The 16674-nt window shown below is 51.3% G+C and carries 21 protein-coding genes; all 21 read right to left on the bottom strand.

The genetic code is table 11. From position 1 onward, the window contains the following. Nucleotides 1–71: 71 nt before the first annotated feature. On the bottom strand, nucleotides 72–275 hold the full coding sequence (locus tag R7F07_RS19385; protein ID WP_000050848.1) for a hypothetical protein: 204 nt from the start codon (nucleotides 273–275) through the stop codon (nucleotides 72–74). A gap of 201 nt (nucleotides 276–476) precedes the next feature. Beyond that, nucleotides 477–2930 (bottom strand): phosphoadenosine phosphosulfate reductase, encoded by a 2454-nt coding sequence (locus R7F07_RS19380; protein WP_001187970.1) that lies wholly within the window; start codon nucleotides 2928–2930, stop codon nucleotides 477–479. Nucleotides 2931–3017: 87 nt separating this feature from the next. Further along, complete coding sequence (locus R7F07_RS19375; protein ID WP_000042274.1) at nucleotides 3018–3404, bottom strand: hypothetical protein; 387 nt, start codon at nucleotides 3402–3404, stop codon at nucleotides 3018–3020. A gap of 231 nt (nucleotides 3405–3635) precedes the next feature. Next, complete coding sequence (locus R7F07_RS19370; protein WP_001093868.1) at nucleotides 3636–4190, bottom strand: hypothetical protein; 555 nt, start codon at nucleotides 4188–4190, stop codon at nucleotides 3636–3638. A gap of 73 nt (nucleotides 4191–4263) precedes the next feature. Continuing rightward, nucleotides 4264–4695, bottom strand: coding sequence for a hypothetical protein (locus R7F07_RS19365; RefSeq protein ID WP_000687894.1), 432 nt, complete (start codon nucleotides 4693–4695; stop codon nucleotides 4264–4266). A 60-nt stretch (nucleotides 4696–4755) separates the two neighbouring features. Further along, nucleotides 4756–6381: a DNA cytosine methyltransferase gene (locus R7F07_RS19360; protein WP_000201432.1), complete on the bottom strand. Its 1626-nt coding sequence runs from the start codon at nucleotides 6379–6381 to the stop codon at nucleotides 4756–4758. A 77-nt stretch (nucleotides 6382–6458) separates the two neighbouring features. Beyond that, nucleotides 6459–6761 (bottom strand): hypothetical protein, encoded by a 303-nt coding sequence (locus tag R7F07_RS19355; protein WP_000410925.1) that lies wholly within the window; start codon nucleotides 6759–6761, stop codon nucleotides 6459–6461. Between the two features lie 77 nt (nucleotides 6762–6838). Next, on the bottom strand, nucleotides 6839–7183 hold the full coding sequence (locus R7F07_RS19350; protein WP_000209093.1) for a hypothetical protein: 345 nt from the start codon (nucleotides 7181–7183) through the stop codon (nucleotides 6839–6841). A gap of 191 nt (nucleotides 7184–7374) precedes the next feature. Beyond that, nucleotides 7375–7728: a hypothetical protein gene (locus tag R7F07_RS19345; RefSeq protein WP_000994741.1), complete on the bottom strand. Its 354-nt coding sequence runs from the start codon at nucleotides 7726–7728 to the stop codon at nucleotides 7375–7377. A gap of 68 nt (nucleotides 7729–7796) precedes the next feature. After that, entirely contained in the window at nucleotides 7797–7988 is a 192-nt protein-coding gene (locus R7F07_RS19340; protein ID WP_000651508.1) for a hypothetical protein, read from the bottom strand. A gap of 57 nt (nucleotides 7989–8045) precedes the next feature. Continuing rightward, entirely contained in the window at nucleotides 8046–8321 is a 276-nt protein-coding gene (locus R7F07_RS19335; RefSeq protein WP_000340223.1) for a hypothetical protein, read from the bottom strand. A 4-nt stretch (nucleotides 8322–8325) separates the two neighbouring features. After that, entirely contained in the window at nucleotides 8326–8778 is a 453-nt protein-coding gene (locus R7F07_RS19330; protein WP_001176699.1) for a hypothetical protein, read from the bottom strand. Next, nucleotides 8768–9157 carry a hypothetical protein gene (locus R7F07_RS19325; protein ID WP_000026577.1) on the bottom strand — a complete coding sequence of 130 codons (390 nt, stop codon included), beginning with the start codon at nucleotides 9155–9157 and terminating at the stop codon, nucleotides 8768–8770. Before R7F07_RS19325 ends, R7F07_RS19330 begins: the two co-directional genes overlap by 11 nt. A gap of 61 nt (nucleotides 9158–9218) precedes the next feature. Next, nucleotides 9219–9443 (bottom strand): class I ribonucleotide reductase maintenance protein YfaE, encoded by a 225-nt coding sequence (yfaE, locus tag R7F07_RS19320; protein WP_001102700.1) that lies wholly within the window; start codon nucleotides 9441–9443, stop codon nucleotides 9219–9221. Nucleotides 9444–9508: 65 nt separating this feature from the next. After that, nucleotides 9509–10393, bottom strand: a complete 885-nt coding sequence (locus R7F07_RS19315; RefSeq protein WP_000477209.1) for a hypothetical protein — start codon at nucleotides 10391–10393, stop codon at nucleotides 9509–9511. Nucleotides 10394–10466: 73 nt separating this feature from the next. Further along, a complete protein-coding gene (locus R7F07_RS19310; protein WP_000793769.1) occupies nucleotides 10467–10967 on the bottom strand; it encodes a hypothetical protein in 501 nt (166 codons plus the stop codon). A 90-nt stretch (nucleotides 10968–11057) separates the two neighbouring features. Further along, complete coding sequence (locus tag R7F07_RS19305) at nucleotides 11058–11597, bottom strand: hypothetical protein (RefSeq protein ID WP_000018872.1); 540 nt, start codon at nucleotides 11595–11597, stop codon at nucleotides 11058–11060. A 264-nt stretch (nucleotides 11598–11861) separates the two neighbouring features. Next, nucleotides 11862–12197: a hypothetical protein gene (locus R7F07_RS19300; protein ID WP_001071288.1), complete on the bottom strand. Its 336-nt coding sequence runs from the start codon at nucleotides 12195–12197 to the stop codon at nucleotides 11862–11864. Nucleotides 12198–12258: 61 nt separating this feature from the next. Beyond that, the gene (locus tag R7F07_RS19295; RefSeq protein WP_000039318.1) at nucleotides 12259–14055 is read right to left on the bottom strand and encodes a VWA domain-containing protein; all 1797 of its coding nucleotides are present in this window, start codon (nucleotides 14053–14055) and stop codon (nucleotides 12259–12261) included. 84 nt (nucleotides 14056–14139) lie between these two features. Then, nucleotides 14140–15417 (bottom strand): DUF3150 domain-containing protein, encoded by a 1278-nt coding sequence (locus R7F07_RS19290; RefSeq protein WP_000170086.1) that lies wholly within the window; start codon nucleotides 15415–15417, stop codon nucleotides 14140–14142. Nucleotides 15418–15616: 199 nt separating this feature from the next. Further along, a complete protein-coding gene (locus R7F07_RS19285) occupies nucleotides 15617–16627 on the bottom strand; it encodes a YqaJ viral recombinase family protein (RefSeq protein ID WP_000706865.1) in 1011 nt (336 codons plus the stop codon). Between the last annotated feature and the right edge of the window lie 47 nt (nucleotides 16628–16674).

Genomic DNA, 16674 nt, shown 5'->3' with positions numbered 1-16674 from the left:
AGTGCCTCCAAAATTGGTTGGAGGTACACCAAAGCCGACCGGGCCTTGGTGTACCCGGTTGGGTTACTTAGTTATCTCGGGTCAAGCTGCTTAGCTATAGCGAGTAAAAACGGATGGAATGGATGATCTTGCGGGACACCCCCAACAAGCTCACGGGCTAAACCGACTGAGTTTGTAGCCAACACCTCTTTGACGGCCAGAATGATTTCATTGTCGATTTCATCCTGGGTCTTTCGTTGTTGGTCCACCAGCCGACTTAACTTGTCTAGGCTCATGCTTCTCTCCTTTGTTTGTGGGAGAGAACCCAGGAGGGGTTTCCTCCCGAGGGGTTAGGTTATTGCTGTTTTGGGCCAGCTACCGTTATAGCCAGCAAGCGCTGACAATGAACAAAGAGTATGACAGCCACCTAAAAGGGTAAAACGCTGTAATTGCCCTTTTGGGGTGCAAAAGAAAAAGCCCTCCCGAAGGAGGGCTTTTTATGCGGCCAAGGACAAGCCTTGCTGTCCTCTTTGCAACTCTGTGTCGTCGCGGCGATGTAAGCGTTGAACCGCCTTGATCATCGTTCTGACATGTCGCTCCAAAGAGGCTGGATGGCGTTTTGACAGTAGGTTGATCCAGTCGAGATAGATAGCAAGCGCGGAACCTTCGGTTAGGGCTGCCTGTATCGCCTCATACTGCCCTACGGCACTCTGGACCACATCATTCACCCACTGGGCGTCAGTATTGTCCAAGAGCTCGCAGAGGGCCGTATAAGCCTTCCTTCTGGTCGCGGCCATGTAACGACGAATGTTGGCGTTTCCGCTCCCCTCTCGCCCTTCCATGACGCTCATACAGAATGCGCTGGAGTAACAAAGCATCGCGTCAGTCACGTAGTTAAACCATCGCTCCTGATGCCGTTTCTGTTCTTCCATTGCTTCCTGGTCAAGTTGCTTCTCGATGAACAACCCCGTCGGAGTACGGTGGTGCAGATGGTACTTGAACGTTAAGTGCAAGTTGACCCACCAGCGTACCGTTGCCAGTCTTCCCTTGATTTTTCGCTTCACCAGATCTTTGTACTTAGCATCGCTAAGCACTTTGACATCCTTGCGCTGTTGGATTCCTTCCATCGTCTGTAGCCCTGTAAGGCCCATCTGGTGGTAGGTTTGACCTCTTTGCATCATACGGTGATACAAAGCGCCTTTTCCTTTCGCAAGCTGGATTGCTCCGAACCGAAGGTAGAACTGCGCTGCACTACCGGGCGTATAATGTCCCTTTAGTACAGACTCCCTTAGTCGCGGGTATTCGTTCCAGATGATGAACGCAGCGGAGTCGGGATCGACTTTCACTTCATCATCTTCTGCGAAGCAAACCACCCTTCTCTTTCCGTCTGCGGTATTGATCACTTGCGCTGCCAACGGGTCATCCCCGCCGTCAAAGTAAGCCATTTCCGCTAACGGATCGGCCAAGCCATCAGAAAGCGAACCATCGCCCCAGCGACCAACCTTCAACCACAATGGCTTCGGAATTGGTGACTGAGGAACGGTTTCACACTGCGGCTCGTCTTCCAGCAAGTCCAGATCACCCATCGACCAAACCCTGTGGTAAATCTCCAGGGCATGGAAAGGCTTATCATTGAAATGATGGAAGGCCCACATGAAGTCGATATGGACTAAAGCCTCTTCCGATATGATCCGGAATTGTGGCTCTGCCATTCGACGGTTCCAGTCGTTATCCTCTGCTTGACCAGTAGCCAGCTTGTATGCCAGCTCATCAGCTCTCTTTTGCTCCATGTAGTCCATGCTGCAACAGACATGAAGCAATCGTTCTAGGAAAACAGGACTGTAAACGTCCGGCTGTATTTTGATGTATCCGCCCTCGTAAATCGTTCGACCTACGGGATGGCGGTCTTCCCATGCGTACCGGCGTTTTGCCAAGTAGCGCTGGATGCGGTTCAGCCCCGACATATAGCCATGCCTTTCAGGGTCCGTGGCAAGCAACGTCTCCATTGACTTATCCAACCCAACAGCCTGGCAAGCCCAGCAACCGAAGCGAGCGCCACAGGCGTCACTGGCCTTCTTCTCTGTTGCCGACCACACGCACTCCCCTGTTGCCGCCTTGTAAAGCTCTGCCGTAGTGACATTGCTCTCCAAGTAACTTGGCAGAGGATATGCTGAGCCCATGCCAGCGGATAGTAAGAACTCCCAGACATCACTCGCCAACCAGTTTTTCACCACATACAGCTCACCCCCATCTTTCGTCTTAATGACGCGATCTGAGCTTCCTCGCTGTTTTGCAATGTTGGCCGCACGAATAGTGCTTTCAGCATCACGACTGCCCAGCAAAAGGCAGACTTTCTGTCGAACCTCTTTGGGAAGCTCTCGCATATAAGCTGCCTTCGCTCTTTTGGCAGAGGTGATTTTTAAATCCTGGCTACACTGGCGGGCCGTGGAGTTGGAAAACGTAGGCAACCCCCTCCCAGTAAGGATTCGGCCCGTCCAACTCTGCGAGATCCCAGGCTTTGCTAGAACGATGGTCAGAGGAAGGTTTTCCTTCGCAATGAAACGCTCCAGCTCGGCCAGTTTCTGATCCGCCAGCCACCTTACCTCTGGGCTTTCGATCAGTGTGTCAGTGTGCAAGATGAAGTGGTGCTGGCTGATGGTCGCCCCACTCCTTACAGCCCGGATCAGGGCCATCAGGAACAGGTGCAAGACCGTTTCAGAATCTTTACCACTGGAATAGCCGATCATCATGGTCCACCCATCAATTAAGGCCGTGTGAATGGACTCAACCGATGACGTGATCAACGATGACAGACTGGTTCCTCTACTGGCATCAACGAAGTTCAAATCCTCGTTATCAGTCAGTTCTGACCAAACAGAATCCCACTTATCCCCACGCAAAAGCACTGGGATGGGTTGTTCTGATAGATCAAAGTTTAATGTTTGTTGCATAGGGCCTCCTGGATTAGCAGGGTGCCCATCCCTTCCGGGAAAGCACCCCGGTAGGGTTAAAATTGAATCCTGGCTATCAGACCTGAACTAGCTGCTACTCGACATCTGGTTGTCTTCGTATTGCTGCTTGGCCTGTTTCACCAGATCAATGTCACCGTCTTGCAGCTTTTGAATATCAAGCTGTAGACGAGCCTTGTGTTTCAACAGTTCAGCGACCGCATTATCAATGTGATCAATGAGCGATTGGTTTTTTTGGATGGTGTAACTGTTGAGTTCATCGAGCAGGGGCCATGCAACACTCGAATGAGTGTTGAGCAATGGGTACTCTGCTTCGATCTCACAAACCACACCGTTTGCTCCTTCTCTGTAATGAGGGAACCCGACACGCAGACCGATACGACGATCCAGCGCTGCATTTACAGTACATTCCAAAGAAGTTCGGTTTGAAAAAACATCGTTGACGTTTTTAGACATGCTATATCTCCGTTCAGTTTATGACGGAGCCCCCTAACAGGAGGTGCTCCCGTCAGGGTTGATAATTTGCTGTTTGTTTTTGGCAGCCAGCTACCGCACTTGAGCGCCTAAGGCACTTTCCGAAGCACCCTGGGAAACCGAGATGCTTGGGAAAGCGCGGGGTTTCCCCCTGCGCTGATTACCCTTTTTAAGGGGCCGGTACGCCGATTTCTCGGCGCACTCAGGTTGAAGCTACACAGTCAAGAACCAACGTTTCATAGGGACGGTGATGTCTATCATCCCGTTTCCACATGGATTCTGGCCCCAGAATCTGTAGGTCGTCTCATAGAAGTCAAACTCAGACAAGGACTGAATCTGCGCTTCTGAGATCGGCTCAAATGGTCCACCGCAACCGATGTGCATATTGAGCCCATAATCTCGAAGCTCTAGCTCTCCGAGATTTAGCGTCTTCCCGCCCACACAAGCAACCAAGTTCTGGTTTCTGACGTCGCCTTCTTTGAACAGCAAAGCTGACTCATCGTAGCTCCCATATTGGTTGGTAAACTTCACAATATGCCCGTGCTTAGGTGAGGTTTGTTCCGACAACTCTTTCAGTAATCGCTTTACGCTTTGAAATCTCGCGTACAGAGCTGGCGTAAACTGCCCAGAGTAGTTCAAGTTTGGGCAGATCATTTCAAGCATCTCATCAGGTACAGATTCAAGCCCCATTTGCGCGGCCAATGGCTTCGCCTTTTTCAGACCTTCCTCAAGCACTCTCTGATTTACAAGTTGTTCTAATGTGTTCATTTGACTCTCCACTTTCGAGAGAGCAATGCAAGCCGTCTCCGGACTTACATTGCCCGTTAACGGCTTTATTGGTTTATCCCAAGAGGTACGGAGCTACGCCAGTCAGGAAGCCCATGACTCCCAACACAGCGCCAACCACGCCCAATTTGATTGACAGTTGGACACTTTGATCCGGATGGTTCCAGAACCACTGCCAGACTTCCCAGCGCCTGGCTCTGCGAACCTCAAGATTTACAGTGTCTTTAAAACGAACACCCAGAGCATCTACCGCATCGTAATCCAGCGCGACCGCCAGCTTTGTGATGGATAAATTCCCAGGGTTGCCCATCGCATACCGGAGAACCTTTGCTTTGGTCTCTGGGTTTACGATCATAACCGGCTCCCTCCTGAAAAAACGGGTCTTGTCTTTTCGCTTGGAATCCATGTTGCGGTTATGGAACCTGGCAATGCAGTGTTGAAGGCCTGAATCCTCGGGAGGTAAAGGCACAACAGTTTCGATTTTCATGATTACTCTCCTTTCGGATAGGCCGGAGCAAAGGCCTTTCGGCATTGCCCCGGTGAGTTACTAATGAACCAAAGATGAAGTGACCATGATTGCGTCTCCGGACATCATTACCGGGAGATATTCGCAAGGCTCATGGCCGCAGCTCTTTTTAGTTCCGTTAGGTGAATAGACAGCCAATTGACCATCCATAATGTTGAAGGGCATCCCCTGTTTTTTCGCTGCCGGTGACAGCTTGAGAGTGCCCTTTGCGTCAACCAATGCCGTTGCCCAATGGAAGTCTTCACCACCGATCACCGGCTGTGATTCATCCACGACTTCGACCATGATTGGCATCATTCCAACCCAGCTCCACAGGCTGTTCCCTAATGCGAGGGCTAAAGCCTCGAACGCGGGAAAGACTACCGATTGCCCGAGAATCTGGTGGGCAATAGTGTCCGACAGACCTTGGATGAGTTCCTCTGGTATCCCTTTCACTCGACAATGTTCTGTCGGTGTAAAGATGCGAGACAACTCCGGCTGTTCTGGATGAACAATGAAAGGTTCGGTACTTCTGCATTTTGCATAGTCCTTACCTATGGTGCCGCAAAACTCATCGTCGCCAGTCAGAAGCTGGCGAGAGAACCCCTTGCCAGCAGCTTTGTCTCTCAACTCCTTCTCAGCCAGATAGTCAAATGACTTCCAACGTTCAGAATCGAGCGGAACTGGCTCCAGGATGTCCTGTATGCGACTTTCCTTGGTGCGAACAGGCTGAACCTTCTCAAGTTCAAACCCGTCGATCCCGTGGGAAAGCGCAACAACACAAAGACGCTTGCGGCGCTCAATAACCCCAAACTCATTGCCGTCGAGAATGCGCTCTTGTAGGGAGTAACCCAACGAAGAGAGCACCGAACGAATCACTTCCATCGAAGCGGTGTTCTGGTACTCAGGCACGTTCTCAATCAGCACAACGGCTGGGTTTAGCGCTTCTACGAATTGCAGGAAGTTGAAGAACATGGCACCTGCCGCCTCATGCGATTCGGCAAACTCCAACTTGTTCTTACTGCGACCTGACTTTGACGCGCCGGTACACGGTATGCCCCCCATCAAAACATCCACCTGTGGTGGGCGTTTGCTGAGATTCACAGCCTGGATTGGCGATTCGATAACAATAGAATCTTCGTTCCAAAGCTCCGGGTTATTTGCCAAAGACGAATCGAGATATTTCCCTTCCATCTCCACGGCCACAGATATGGCACTGGCAATTCCCGCCTTGTGAAAACCGGCGTGAATCGCTTTATCAAGCACACCACCCCCATGAAAGAGGCTGCATACCGAAAGCGATTCTCCATTCTCCAGCTTACTGATAAGCCGGTTGACGCGCTCGATCACTCGCTCTTGTTGATGGTGAGCAGAGATCACAATTGCGCCGTTACGGATGAACACGCGGAGCATCTCTACACCGTCAAAAACGGTAGCAAGCTCCTGCACGGTCAGATCGATGATTGGAGACACCCGGCCATTGCGCTCGCGCTTACTGATGGTGAACTTACCCTCCTCTTTGACGCGAAGCACAACCTGGGAATCTTTCAGCTCCAGATCATACTTCATGCCAGGATAGTAACCTTCACGCAGTAGCTTTTGGCCTTCCAGCCAGACGCGCTTCTTGCCTCGATGTTCTCCTAACTTGGTGTTTACGATAGTAGCCATGAGCTCTCTCCTTTCGGTTGAGAGGCCACTACCGTCCCAATCGGGAAGTAATGGCCCCGATGGGTTTAAAGTGGTTCTCAGTTCACAGCGATGCCGTGAGACTGAATGGCATTAGCAAAGCCAGCCATTTGTTCAGGGAAGGTGTAGCGGTTGATGTCCTGGCTGCGAGCCAGATTGACATGCACCTTCTTCACCTTCGTTTCGTCAGAGTCGTACTTTTCAAGCGCCAGCTTCTCAGCTTCTTCCGGATCTCGGCCCAGCGAGTAGGCGTAAATCACAGAGGTGAAGCCAAGTCCTGAGCCGAATGCGTAGACTTGTTTCTCGAAATGGACGTCAGCGAAATAGATGCTGAATCCGGATTTGAGGTTATGTTTTTCCATGATGCACTCCAAATAGTTTGGGGGCGCACCACGTCCCGAACCGGGCGGATGCACCCGGTTTAGGGTTAGTAGATTGCTCAAGCTGTTACGCCAGCCTGAGCCTTTATTGCTTCAAGCACGATCTCTGCTTCCTTGATAGAACCAGTGCTGTACAGCTTATGCAGCACCCGGCCAAGGTTCACAGAGATCTTTTCTTTCACTTGGAGATACTTGACATAGAAGTCATACAGTTTCTCCGCCTGCTCAAGGTGGGACATGCTCTCAACGGGAATGGTATTCCCTGGATTGCAGTACCACTTTCCGAGCACCTTTTGTACAAATCCCTCTTTGTCTCCTACGAACTGATTTGTGCCAAACACCCCACTGGTTGGTGAGCGTTGAATAACAGAAATCGGATTCGCAAAGCTGGCAAGAGTAGTCATAGTTGTGGCTCCATGTTTGTCAGGGAACCACCAGCCCGAGGGGCAGTGATCCCCCAAGGGTTATGTAGAATGCTGTTTGTTTGGGGAGGCCAGCTACCTCACTATTCACTCTCGACAGAGAGCAAAATCTTGCTTTCCGAGGGGCACAAACTTTCACATGTGAAAGTCGATGCCACTGGGAAAGCAGGGGGTTAACCCCCCGCTTTAACCCGCGCTAAGCGGTTTAGGATAGACTTCACGCCTTCCCTTACTCCAGATGGATCGTAACCTGCTTCATCGCAGCAGACCACAAATGAGAATGGATGTACCTCATCGGACATCACCCAAGCCATCGTTTCCTGCTTGATTTCACTTCCAGCTCGACCATCAGCAAGGACTCTAAGGCTATGCCATAAAAGCCCATCACGTAACTGCCTTACCTCATCATCAGTCCATTCAGGCTTTGGCTCAAATGGAATGACTTCTGCGGTCTTCGGCTCTTCATCCAGGAAGAAAAGCGGCAGCTCAAGCTGGTTTTCCTTCTGGATCATCTTCACTGCATTCATGGTGACTCCTTTTACGGGCACCATGCCCCCACAGGGGCATGAAGCCCCCAGTGGGGTTACAGTCATAGTTACTTCACGCCTGCCAGTTGAGAATTGATGTTCTCTTCCAGCCAGCCTTGAAGCGATTCAAGGTCACGTTTGTCTTCCGTATTGCTGGCTTTACGTGCATCTTCCGACACAGCGCTCAACATGGCGTTAGCCTCAGCAAGTGATTCAACATTGTTCCCAGGGAACACAATCGTTTGACTGTGATCTTTCATGGTCTTCTCCTTTGAGAATGGAGGACCGTCTCCCATCAGGAAGAGCGGCCCCGTGGGTTAAAAGTAAAAATCCTCCAGCTCTTCATGGTCAGGCTTTCGCTCAACTGGTCGAAGCAACTCAGCTTCATCAGCGAACTCAAGCTCAGGATGAAAAGCAGGATGAAATCCTCGATGCCAGACTGGACGGTCATTATCGAGGTCTAAGTAGCAGTGCCTCCCACTGGCTGGGTGATAGCAGTAAAGCCACTGTCTACCACTAACGGTAAACGGCTTCTCTGCACCTCCACATGCCGGTACAAGGTTATCTGCTGCTATATGCGCTACAGCATCCATAGGATCAGTCCTCATCTTCGTCATCACGAACACAAAGATCACGAGCAACTATTTCCGCAGCTATCAACGCATAATCGTTGCCCTGCCAGAACCACCGCTCCGCCAGCTCATAGGCTTCGCTGGAAGGTTCGCCATAACCATGAGCCACCACGTAATCGTGGAACACTTCATGATCAAATGCCTTGCCATCAGCTTCCATGAACCAACCGACAGGGCACTCCAGAATGCGATGCCTTACGACATCTCGCTCTGAATACCCCTCTCTGACGGCTTGCTCCAACATTTCCCGCGACATACCAGGAGGAGTGATGATCTCTATGCTGATCCCGTCACTTCCTGCAAGATTGTCCTCGTATGGAAGACCGGCAAGTGTAAGGTGATTGCGCTTGCACCAGCCGATGGTCCGAAGTATCCGACTTTTGTCAGACTCCCTGGCCGTGTATCGGTTAAGCTGCATAGCCACCTCCAGCACACTCCCCATCTTCGATTTCACTTCCGAGCTCGACCATTCCAATCAGGTCAAGCTGGGTCATGTCCGAATCCAGAGAGCAGTCAATTGCTGACTGAATGATGCCTTTGTGGGCCAAGCCTAAAACGGACTTAATAGTCGAAAGCAGAGACTCGGCTTCGCTCTCGATTTGCTCCAGAATGTCTTTCCATTCCCAGTGCTCAAACGGTTGCCAAACGACCAGATCCTCAGGCTCGTCTCCCCGTTCGACACACTCAGACAAATACTCATAAGCCTTGCACCAATTCTCTTGTTGGCCCAGTTCACTGAGCACTAGAGCGGTAGCATGACCGTATGCGATTTGTTCAACTTTGGTATTGATAGACATAGTGTTTCTCCTCGTAATGGATAGAGGAGCCCCACCCGCAGGAAAGGCTCCTCCGGATGGGTTAAATTTCCAAGGTCACATCGGTTTTTGCTTTAGCGCAGCAAACCAACACTTCCCCTTCTTTGACAAATGCGATGGGCGTCTCGTCATAGGCCACTTGACCTTCGAGTAGACGAACCCGGCACATGCCACAAAAGCCACTGCGACAATGCGTTTCAACAGTGAGGCCTTTGCTTTCGATTTGCGCCAACAGCACATTGTTGCTGGCTTGAAGTTGTACGTTCATGGTCACGCTCCTTTGTTGTTGATGAGCGCGACCAATCCCCTCCGGGATGTCACGCCCCGGTTGGGCTACTCAGCAAGTGCATAGACACCTACCTCGATGCGAATAAAGAACCTGGCATCTTGAAGAACTTGCCTGACCTTTGCTTGCCAGTGGTTGTTCTCTCGATGCTTTGCGTAGGGTTCAATCTCTTTGTAAATCTGCTCCAGCTTCAACGTTTTCCCCTGTAGGGTTCGGCGTATTGCAGCTTTCCACGTAGTCGAAACCATATTGGTTGCTCGACGGTGTACGGCAGCAAGAAGACAGAGCGATGAGGCAACGTCGTTACGACGAAACACCAACAGCTTTTCATGGGCGATACGCACCAGCTTCCCGGAATACTGAGTTCGGTCACTCACACAGTTGTGCTGTGTTTTGATGATCTCATCCACCAGCTTCCCAGGTGCGATACGTTCCACAAGGCTGGACAGGTTGAAATAATCCCCATCGCGCCTCAGGTTTCCCATGAGGATTCCGTAATGCCCTCCTCGCTCACAGGCGTCATGAATATTCATAACGGCCAGCTCAAGGGCTTCAACGAACTCAGGCAAATTCATGCGGCTCATATCCCATTTGTTGGGCTCGCCCCACTGCTTACCTGAATACTGGATCATGTCCCAGTAAGGAGGGTGCCACCAGATCAGGTGTGCAGGCTCTCCGAGGAACGAAAGGAAGTCATCCCGCAACAGGTTGAACCCCTGATGCAAGTCTGTCCCTTTGAAACGGACACCAAGTTCATTGGCAACGTCGATGCTAGAGCCACCCCCAACACTTGGGTCTGCCACCAGCCCGTTCGGCTTTCTCATGTAAGACTCAATGAAGTCTTTAACGATAAAGCCCGAGCAGTTGCCTCGGTACTTGTTGTTTCCGTAAGGCCCCCTGTTTTCGTAGGAGCATACTGATGATTTGAACATGGCGTCCTCCATCATAGATGGGGCGCACCATGCTCCCATCAGGGGCCGGTTCGCCCCTGGTTAGGGATTAAGATCAAGCGTTATCTGCATACCACCAGCTAAGGCGATTGCAATCACGAAAGAAGGTTGCTTCATCAGGAGCCTTCATCATGACCACATCACCTTCGCAGTAGGTGCATAGCTCAAGCGTTGCTTCATTTTTCCAAAAGGCACTGCACCCCGATTCTTGATACACAACCTCCCATTTGGGATGTCGCAAGTACCGATGGAAGAAATCGAGAGTGTCACCATAAGGGAAGTTGAAGCGCTCCATCACTGAACCATTTTCTGTCAGTTCAGGTTTAACCTTGCCGGTTTTCAAGCGCTTCTTGATGATGCGCTGAACCCAACGAAGTCGTGCAAACAGCCGATTGGTGTCTTTCTCGTACCACTGGGGATTACGCTTGCTCCAGTAGAGCTTGGCGAAGATTTCCCCGGACAAATCCTTCATCTGGTTTTCGTTGAGCTCATCAAGAAAACGTCGAGAAGGTTTGTCGTAGTCAAGAACTGCTTCCAAAGCTGATAGGTTTTTCATAGGGACTCCTTATTGCGATTGCGGAGCCCCGTCCCCTCAGGGCTATCGGAGCCCCATAGGGTTAATTAGGGTTAATGGTTGAACGGCGATTTATCGAGGGTTGGTGAATCGAATGGCTTTACCAACGAAATCGGCCATCAGTCGATTCCCAGTAGAGCTGAAATAGCTCTGCCACTCTTTCCAACCACCAACGGATTCCACCGAGCTTGGAGACTCGAAGATACCCCAGATACGCATTTCACAACCTCGTTGCAACACTCGGTTTACCTGGTCAACCAAGTATTCCTTGTTCTGCAATGAAGAGAGGTTGCAAGGCATCTGCATGATCAGCTTTTCAGCTTGCTCGAAGTCGATTTTTTCAATCAACCCCGTGCGGGTATCCACAGAGAATGGAACCACCTGTTGACCGTGGTTAGACCACAACCAATGGGTGATATAGATCGGATTAACGCCAACTTCCGCTGGCACCAATACGCTGCCGCAAGACCGCAACAGCCAGACCAGACGTAAACCATCGAATCGATCCAGAGACTCCACATCGGTAGTGATGTCATCCTGGTAGATTTCAGGCAGCTTATGTTCGGCGGCGAGAGAGATCATTACGGATTTGAGATTGTTCAGATGAGACATGTGTGCTCCTTAAAGTAACTTGGGCACACAGAGCCTGTCAGGCGCAGTGCGCCCTTAGGCTGAGGTTGAATGCTGTTTGTTTTTGGCGACCAGCTATCGCACGTTTCGCCCTCAGAGAGGACAAAATTCACTTTCTCAGCAACCCTCAATGAAGGCCTCTGAGAAAGTGGGAGGGTATTCCCTCCTCACTTTGATTGTTCCACGAGAGCTGTGTGAACAGGAACGCTCAAACTGCCCTTTTCGGGTGCAAAGCTCAAAGACGCATCAACTGCCCCGTCTTTTCAGTTCTTCGACCAGATGTTCAGGCACCTTACTCGCAGTACAGGCCAGCAATACATCGAGGCCTACCGGCTTGTGAAAGCGCTTATTTGACCAGGAATCGCCAACTGATGACTTTGCCCAGTCGATTGCTTGCCCAAGACTGTGGAACTGCCGCCTGCCTGTGTATCCCATACGACTATCCAAAGTAACACCCTGGAACAGTCTCCAGTACATCGGAGGAATGCGCTTAGCAAGCAGTAAAAAAGGCGTCTCCGGCACTGTAGCCCTTCTACCTTTGTTCCGATGATACAAATCCAAAGATGAATGGAATTGGTTCATAGACTCTCCAAATAAAAACGGCCACCCCCGAAGGGATAGCCGTTTGTCGTTTCACTTCCTGTTAAGCTGCAAAAGCAGTCAATGACCGCTCCATCAACTTAAACAGTGTGCGTTGCAGAGCTGCCGCATCATCAATGACAATGTTCTTTTGGAACAGTCCTGACACTGCGGTAGTCTCTACCCCTATGCCGATCACCTCAACATCGCTTCGTTCACAGAGGTCAATCACTGAGCGACATGCCGGGGCGCTTTGAGGCTGCCCGTCAGTCACTACGATCAACATTTTTCGCTCTTCACGGGTCTTGGTGAGTTCAAAAGCTGCATACCACATAGCTTCCGCCATAGGCGTACCGCCAGTTGCTTTGAACCCAAACCGACCGGCCCGATTCTGAACCGTATCTCCATGCTTCACGACACTGAACACTGGCTGGTTCCGGTTGCCACCAAAAAAGGTGACTGCCGGGTTTACGCCGGGTATTGCTTCCAGAGCCATCGAAATAGCCAAGGACGCTTCCCGCGCAATGTCTTGACGCTCCTTTCCATTGGCGGCCTTGTAGGCCATCGAGGAGCTCATATCAACCAGGATGTGAACCGCCGTATTAGGGCGTTTCTTGGCTTCCGGCTTGAGGAATACGCGGGTATCACCCGTCACTACACGATGTAGTTTCCGAGCATCCACACGCTTCCCTGATCGTTGGTTACGGTGAGCAACTCGCTGGCTGGCCTGGACCAATCCGTAGAGCTGCGTTCTTATCTTTGAAGTGGTGCTCTTCACATCCCCTACCAGGCTTTTGCCAACAGCAGGGTTGTCCTGGGTGTTCACAGCAGAGCGAACAGTCATATAGCTACTGTCCCCCTTATCTTGAGCCACCCGGTTGAGCTCGGCTTTAAGTGCATCATGCGCGTCACCACGCAAATCACCGGCACCGGCATTCAGAACCTGCTGGAGCATTTTGGCCGCGTCTTGTTTCGCCGCGTCAGAATTGCCACCAGCCTGGCTTTGTCCTGCCTTGCTGCCACCATCAGTATCCGACTTGCCTTGGTCGCCCTGTCCTTTCGGATCAGATTTCCCGTTAGCATCGTCTTGCTTCTGGTCTTTACCTTGCTGATCACCACCATTGGCATCAGGCCCTTGGTTTTGATCGTTACCACTTCCGCCCTGACTGTTCTGAGGTTGGTTGCCACCAGCATTCTGCTGGTTGTTACCATCCTGACCATTCAGGGGCTTTTGCTCTTCTTTCTCCTTTTCCTCCTCGATCATCTTGATGATTTGGTCGGCCAAGGATGTCACCTCTGCGGTTGACTTAGTGTTCACAGCCTTACGCAGTAAAGCGTTCAGCCGAACAACAACACCCTGAGGGAACACGCGCTCGAATACGGGGGTAGCCGAATCGAGATAGGGTTGAAGGACGGATTGCCCTACAGCCTTGGTTTGCAACCAGTACAAACAAAACCCTGTCAGAATGGAGGCAGGGGCCTCTTTGTCTGTGACGTGCTCGTAATGACCAGCTTGAGCCATATAGCGAGCAACCTCATTCAGGGTCTGCGACGTACCGGGGAAGAGTTCCATCATGGCCCGTTCTATGCGGCAGTCCTCCAAAACGTTGGACAACTCAGCATGAAGACCTCTGCGGCGCTCAACACCAAAGTCCGTAAACCGGACATGGGCTGCTTCATGGGCCAAATACCCCCAGACAGCATCCATGTGAGGATAGTCGTCGGGGATATTCGGAACCACGATGGTCTTACCATCGGTGTATGCGTCATCGTTACCGATGGCGACTTTGACACCGAGTTTTTCACCATAGGCTGCGGCCACGATTGGTAGAGCGCTGTAAATGGTGCGTTTTTTGGACATATCTTTTCTCCTGGTAGGGAAGGAGATAGTCCACCCCTGGAGGGAATGGCTATCCCCTCCGGGTCGGTTTAGTTGAAGTGACTATTAGAAGAAATAGTCGCCATCGTCGTCAGTTTTAGGCAGCTCCTGGTTGAGAGGCTCCTCTGTCGGCTCCTCTTGGACAGGCTCTTGCTCTACCGGAGTTTCCTCAGGCAAAACCGGCTCATCCTCAACATCAACGCGCTCTTCTCGAACCACATCACCGGCATTGGATTCATCTTCCGATTCACCCTCGCCTCGTTCTGCAAAACTCTTGAAGAAGTTGTCGATGTCTTCATCCAGGTCAACAGCGTTACCACCGCTGTTAGTCTGTTCTGATTGAACAGATTCAGTACCACCTACCTGTTGCTGCTTGGTTTCGCCACCCTCTGTTGCAGGGATAAGCTCACCGGCTTTATCGCTTTTCTGTTCGGCCTTTTCATCTTTAGAACGGTCCCCCATCTGGGCTCCCGAACCGCCAATGTCATTAGCCATGCCCTCTACAGTAATCGAGCCATTGGCATACTGCTCGATGCGGTCCCTCTCGCTCATGATCAGCACTGCGGCCACGACCTGATAAAAGAAAGGCGCAACGATGTTTCGGCCATCGGCATGTTGCTCGTATCCCCGGAGGGTTTGGTCGAGCAGCTTGACCAGAGGGTTAAAAGCGCTGTTCAGGAAGCTAAGCCCATCCACCTTGTCGCGGATGTTACGGAGTGTCTGCCGAGTAGTGACCGCACATTGGTCTCGACCGGCCAAACGTTCCATATAGAACTTATTCGCTTCCTGAACCACTTCGGAGATGAGATCGTCACCCAAGCGCTCAACCTTGCGGTTAAGGCGTTTGGCGTTGGCCTCATCTTCGTTCACAGGCTGGATCATGAACACCTGGTACTCAAAGCCAATCCGCTCCTCGACCGTTTCCTTTGGAAGGGCTCCGGCACGGATAGCTCGTTCATACTCAGGGTTCTCCTGACACCATTCATCCACGGCTTTGTTGTAACCTTTGATGAAATCCTGTTTCAGTTGGTTAAACTGAAAGTTTATGTCATTCAGCTTGTTACAGATTTCATCGGTCTTGCTGACGGGTACGGCAAATCCGTTCATGAACGGCATACCGAATTTCAGCAGGAGGCGACGAGTTTCTGTTTTCAGGCGATGAAAGCCTTTCAGCTTAGCCGGATCACAGATCTTCTTACTTCCCAGTTGAGCTACTTTCTCAGGTGGAATTTCACCACCCTCGCCCAGCTTGAGATCAGATGCAGACAAACGGGTTTGTCCACTCCAGATGTCAAAGTCTACGTGGATAACACAGAGGCTTTGTAGATGGTTCACTTTAGTCATGATGCACTCCAAAAAGTTGGGGGCGCACCACGTCCCGAACCGGGCGGATGCGCCCGGTTGGGCTAGTAAATTAACGTTAATTTGCTGTTTGTTTTTGGCGACCAGCTATCGCACTTTTCGCTCTCCGAAGAGAACAAAATCTTGCTTTCCGTTGGAGACTCCCAGAATCCCCAAGGGAAAGCGGGGGAAAATCCCCCACTCACCAGTAGAACGTCTCTACTTCTTCCGGCAAATCATCAAGAGGAGCAAGCACGTCCTCATCAACAATGTACCGTGGCTTCACAGAGCCAGTAACCGTTACACGGCACCGCTCTGATGACTTCTCTCTGTACTGGTCAACATCCTCAGGCTTCACGCCTGACGCCTTATCAGCCAACAGCTTTTTGTAGTCTACCCGGCCAGCCGCTTTGTATCTCGTTACCATCACACCGCAGTAGTCGGCATGGAAGTATTCCCCCATGAGGGACTTCATGGTGTCGAGATGAGGCTTTTGCCTTTCTTGAAGCTCAGACAGTCGCTGTTTCAGCTCCTGAATCTCAGCATCATAGAGGCGGTATTCCTCAGCAGCAGCAATCCAACGGTTGACCTCTTCACCTTGCGGTATGTACAGGTCTCTCTCTGGATCTTTGTCGGGCTCCTTCTTGTCTACTACCTGTTGCCAGAACTTTTTAGCCTCGGCCAAGATTTCTTGAATCATGGCTTCGTCTCGGAGTATTGGAAACTCCTGAATCTGACCTTCAAAGTAGAAGACTAACCAGCCTTGCTTGGCCCCCGTTACCAGGAGCTGGTGTTGCACCTGCGGGTAATAAAGCTGGTATGCCTTGCTGTTTGCTTTCTCAGCACAAACATCTTCCCAGACAGTCGCACTCGGGCTTTTCAGCTCGACGGGCTCCCCGTTATCTCTCAGGCCATCCAGGGAGGCCCTCATGAGCGGGTATTGAACCGATTCGACACAGGCGGGGAGCAGCATGTCATCATACTTCTCCTCGAAAGCGCGTCTTGCAGCATCTTCGTTTTCTATCCCCCGGCGAACCAGCGGATTAAGACTCAGATCGACTTCACGCGCATACCCAGTCTTCTCGGCCCACAGTCTCCATCGTGTTTTGTACGGAGACCGATTGAGCAGGATAGCGGCGTCAGTGGCTGTTACACCTTGACGCCGCCAATCAAGCCAATCTTCCTCTCGTTGCGATAGGTTGACTATTTTCATGGACCTCTCTCCAATGGTTAGGAGGGAGATCTCCCCCAGCGGGGGAG

This window comes from Vibrio sp. YT-16, assembly GCF_033337405.1.
Classification (GTDB): Bacteria; Pseudomonadota; Gammaproteobacteria; order Enterobacterales; family Vibrionaceae; genus Vibrio; species Vibrio alginolyticus.
The sequence above is the reverse complement of the archived record's forward strand: the minus strand, read 5'-3'. Positions and strand labels throughout refer to the sequence as shown.

What these genes read in the sequence shown, in the direction of transcription:
- R7F07_RS19385 (WP_000050848.1), bottom strand. Translation starts at nt 275, where the DNA reads ATGAGCCTAGACAAGTTAAGTCGGCTGGTGGACCAACAACGAAAGACC.
- R7F07_RS19380 (WP_001187970.1), bottom strand. Translation starts at nt 2,930, where the DNA reads ATGCAACAAACATTAAACTTTGATCTATCAGAACAACCCATCCCAGTG.
- R7F07_RS19375 (WP_000042274.1), bottom strand. Translation starts at nt 3,404, where the DNA reads ATGTCTAAAAACGTCAACGATGTTTTTTCAAACCGAACTTCTTTGGAA.
- R7F07_RS19370 (WP_001093868.1), bottom strand. Translation starts at nt 4,190, where the DNA reads ATGAACACATTAGAACAACTTGTAAATCAGAGAGTGCTTGAGGAAGGT.
- R7F07_RS19365 (WP_000687894.1), bottom strand. Translation starts at nt 4,695, where the DNA reads ATGAAAATCGAAACTGTTGTGCCTTTACCTCCCGAGGATTCAGGCCTT.
- R7F07_RS19360 (WP_000201432.1), bottom strand. Translation starts at nt 6,381, where the DNA reads ATGGCTACTATCGTAAACACCAAGTTAGGAGAACATCGAGGCAAGAAG.
- R7F07_RS19355 (WP_000410925.1), bottom strand. Translation starts at nt 6,761, where the DNA reads ATGGAAAAACATAACCTCAAATCCGGATTCAGCATCTATTTCGCTGAC.
- R7F07_RS19350 (WP_000209093.1), bottom strand. Translation starts at nt 7,183, where the DNA reads ATGACTACTCTTGCCAGCTTTGCGAATCCGATTTCTGTTATTCAACGC.
- R7F07_RS19345 (WP_000994741.1), bottom strand. Translation starts at nt 7,728, where the DNA reads ATGAATGCAGTGAAGATGATCCAGAAGGAAAACCAGCTTGAGCTGCCG.
- R7F07_RS19340 (WP_000651508.1), bottom strand. Translation starts at nt 7,988, where the DNA reads ATGAAAGATCACAGTCAAACGATTGTGTTCCCTGGGAACAATGTTGAA.
- R7F07_RS19335 (WP_000340223.1), bottom strand. Translation starts at nt 8,321, where the DNA reads ATGGATGCTGTAGCGCATATAGCAGCAGATAACCTTGTACCGGCATGT.
- R7F07_RS19330 (WP_001176699.1), bottom strand. Translation starts at nt 8,778, where the DNA reads ATGCAGCTTAACCGATACACGGCCAGGGAGTCTGACAAAAGTCGGATA.
- R7F07_RS19325 (WP_000026577.1), bottom strand. Translation starts at nt 9,157, where the DNA reads ATGTCTATCAATACCAAAGTTGAACAAATCGCATACGGTCATGCTACC.
- yfaE (WP_001102700.1), bottom strand. Translation starts at nt 9,443, where the DNA reads ATGAACGTACAACTTCAAGCCAGCAACAATGTGCTGTTGGCGCAAATC.
- R7F07_RS19315 (WP_000477209.1), bottom strand. Translation starts at nt 10,393, where the DNA reads ATGTTCAAATCATCAGTATGCTCCTACGAAAACAGGGGGCCTTACGGA.
- R7F07_RS19310 (WP_000793769.1), bottom strand. Translation starts at nt 10,967, where the DNA reads ATGAAAAACCTATCAGCTTTGGAAGCAGTTCTTGACTACGACAAACCT.
- R7F07_RS19305 (WP_000018872.1), bottom strand. Translation starts at nt 11,597, where the DNA reads ATGTCTCATCTGAACAATCTCAAATCCGTAATGATCTCTCTCGCCGCC.
- R7F07_RS19300 (WP_001071288.1), bottom strand. Translation starts at nt 12,197, where the DNA reads ATGAACCAATTCCATTCATCTTTGGATTTGTATCATCGGAACAAAGGT.
- R7F07_RS19295 (WP_000039318.1), bottom strand. Translation starts at nt 14,055, where the DNA reads ATGTCCAAAAAACGCACCATTTACAGCGCTCTACCAATCGTGGCCGCA.
- R7F07_RS19290 (WP_000170086.1), bottom strand. Translation starts at nt 15,417, where the DNA reads ATGACTAAAGTGAACCATCTACAAAGCCTCTGTGTTATCCACGTAGAC.
- R7F07_RS19285 (WP_000706865.1), bottom strand. Translation starts at nt 16,627, where the DNA reads ATGAAAATAGTCAACCTATCGCAACGAGAGGAAGATTGGCTTGATTGG.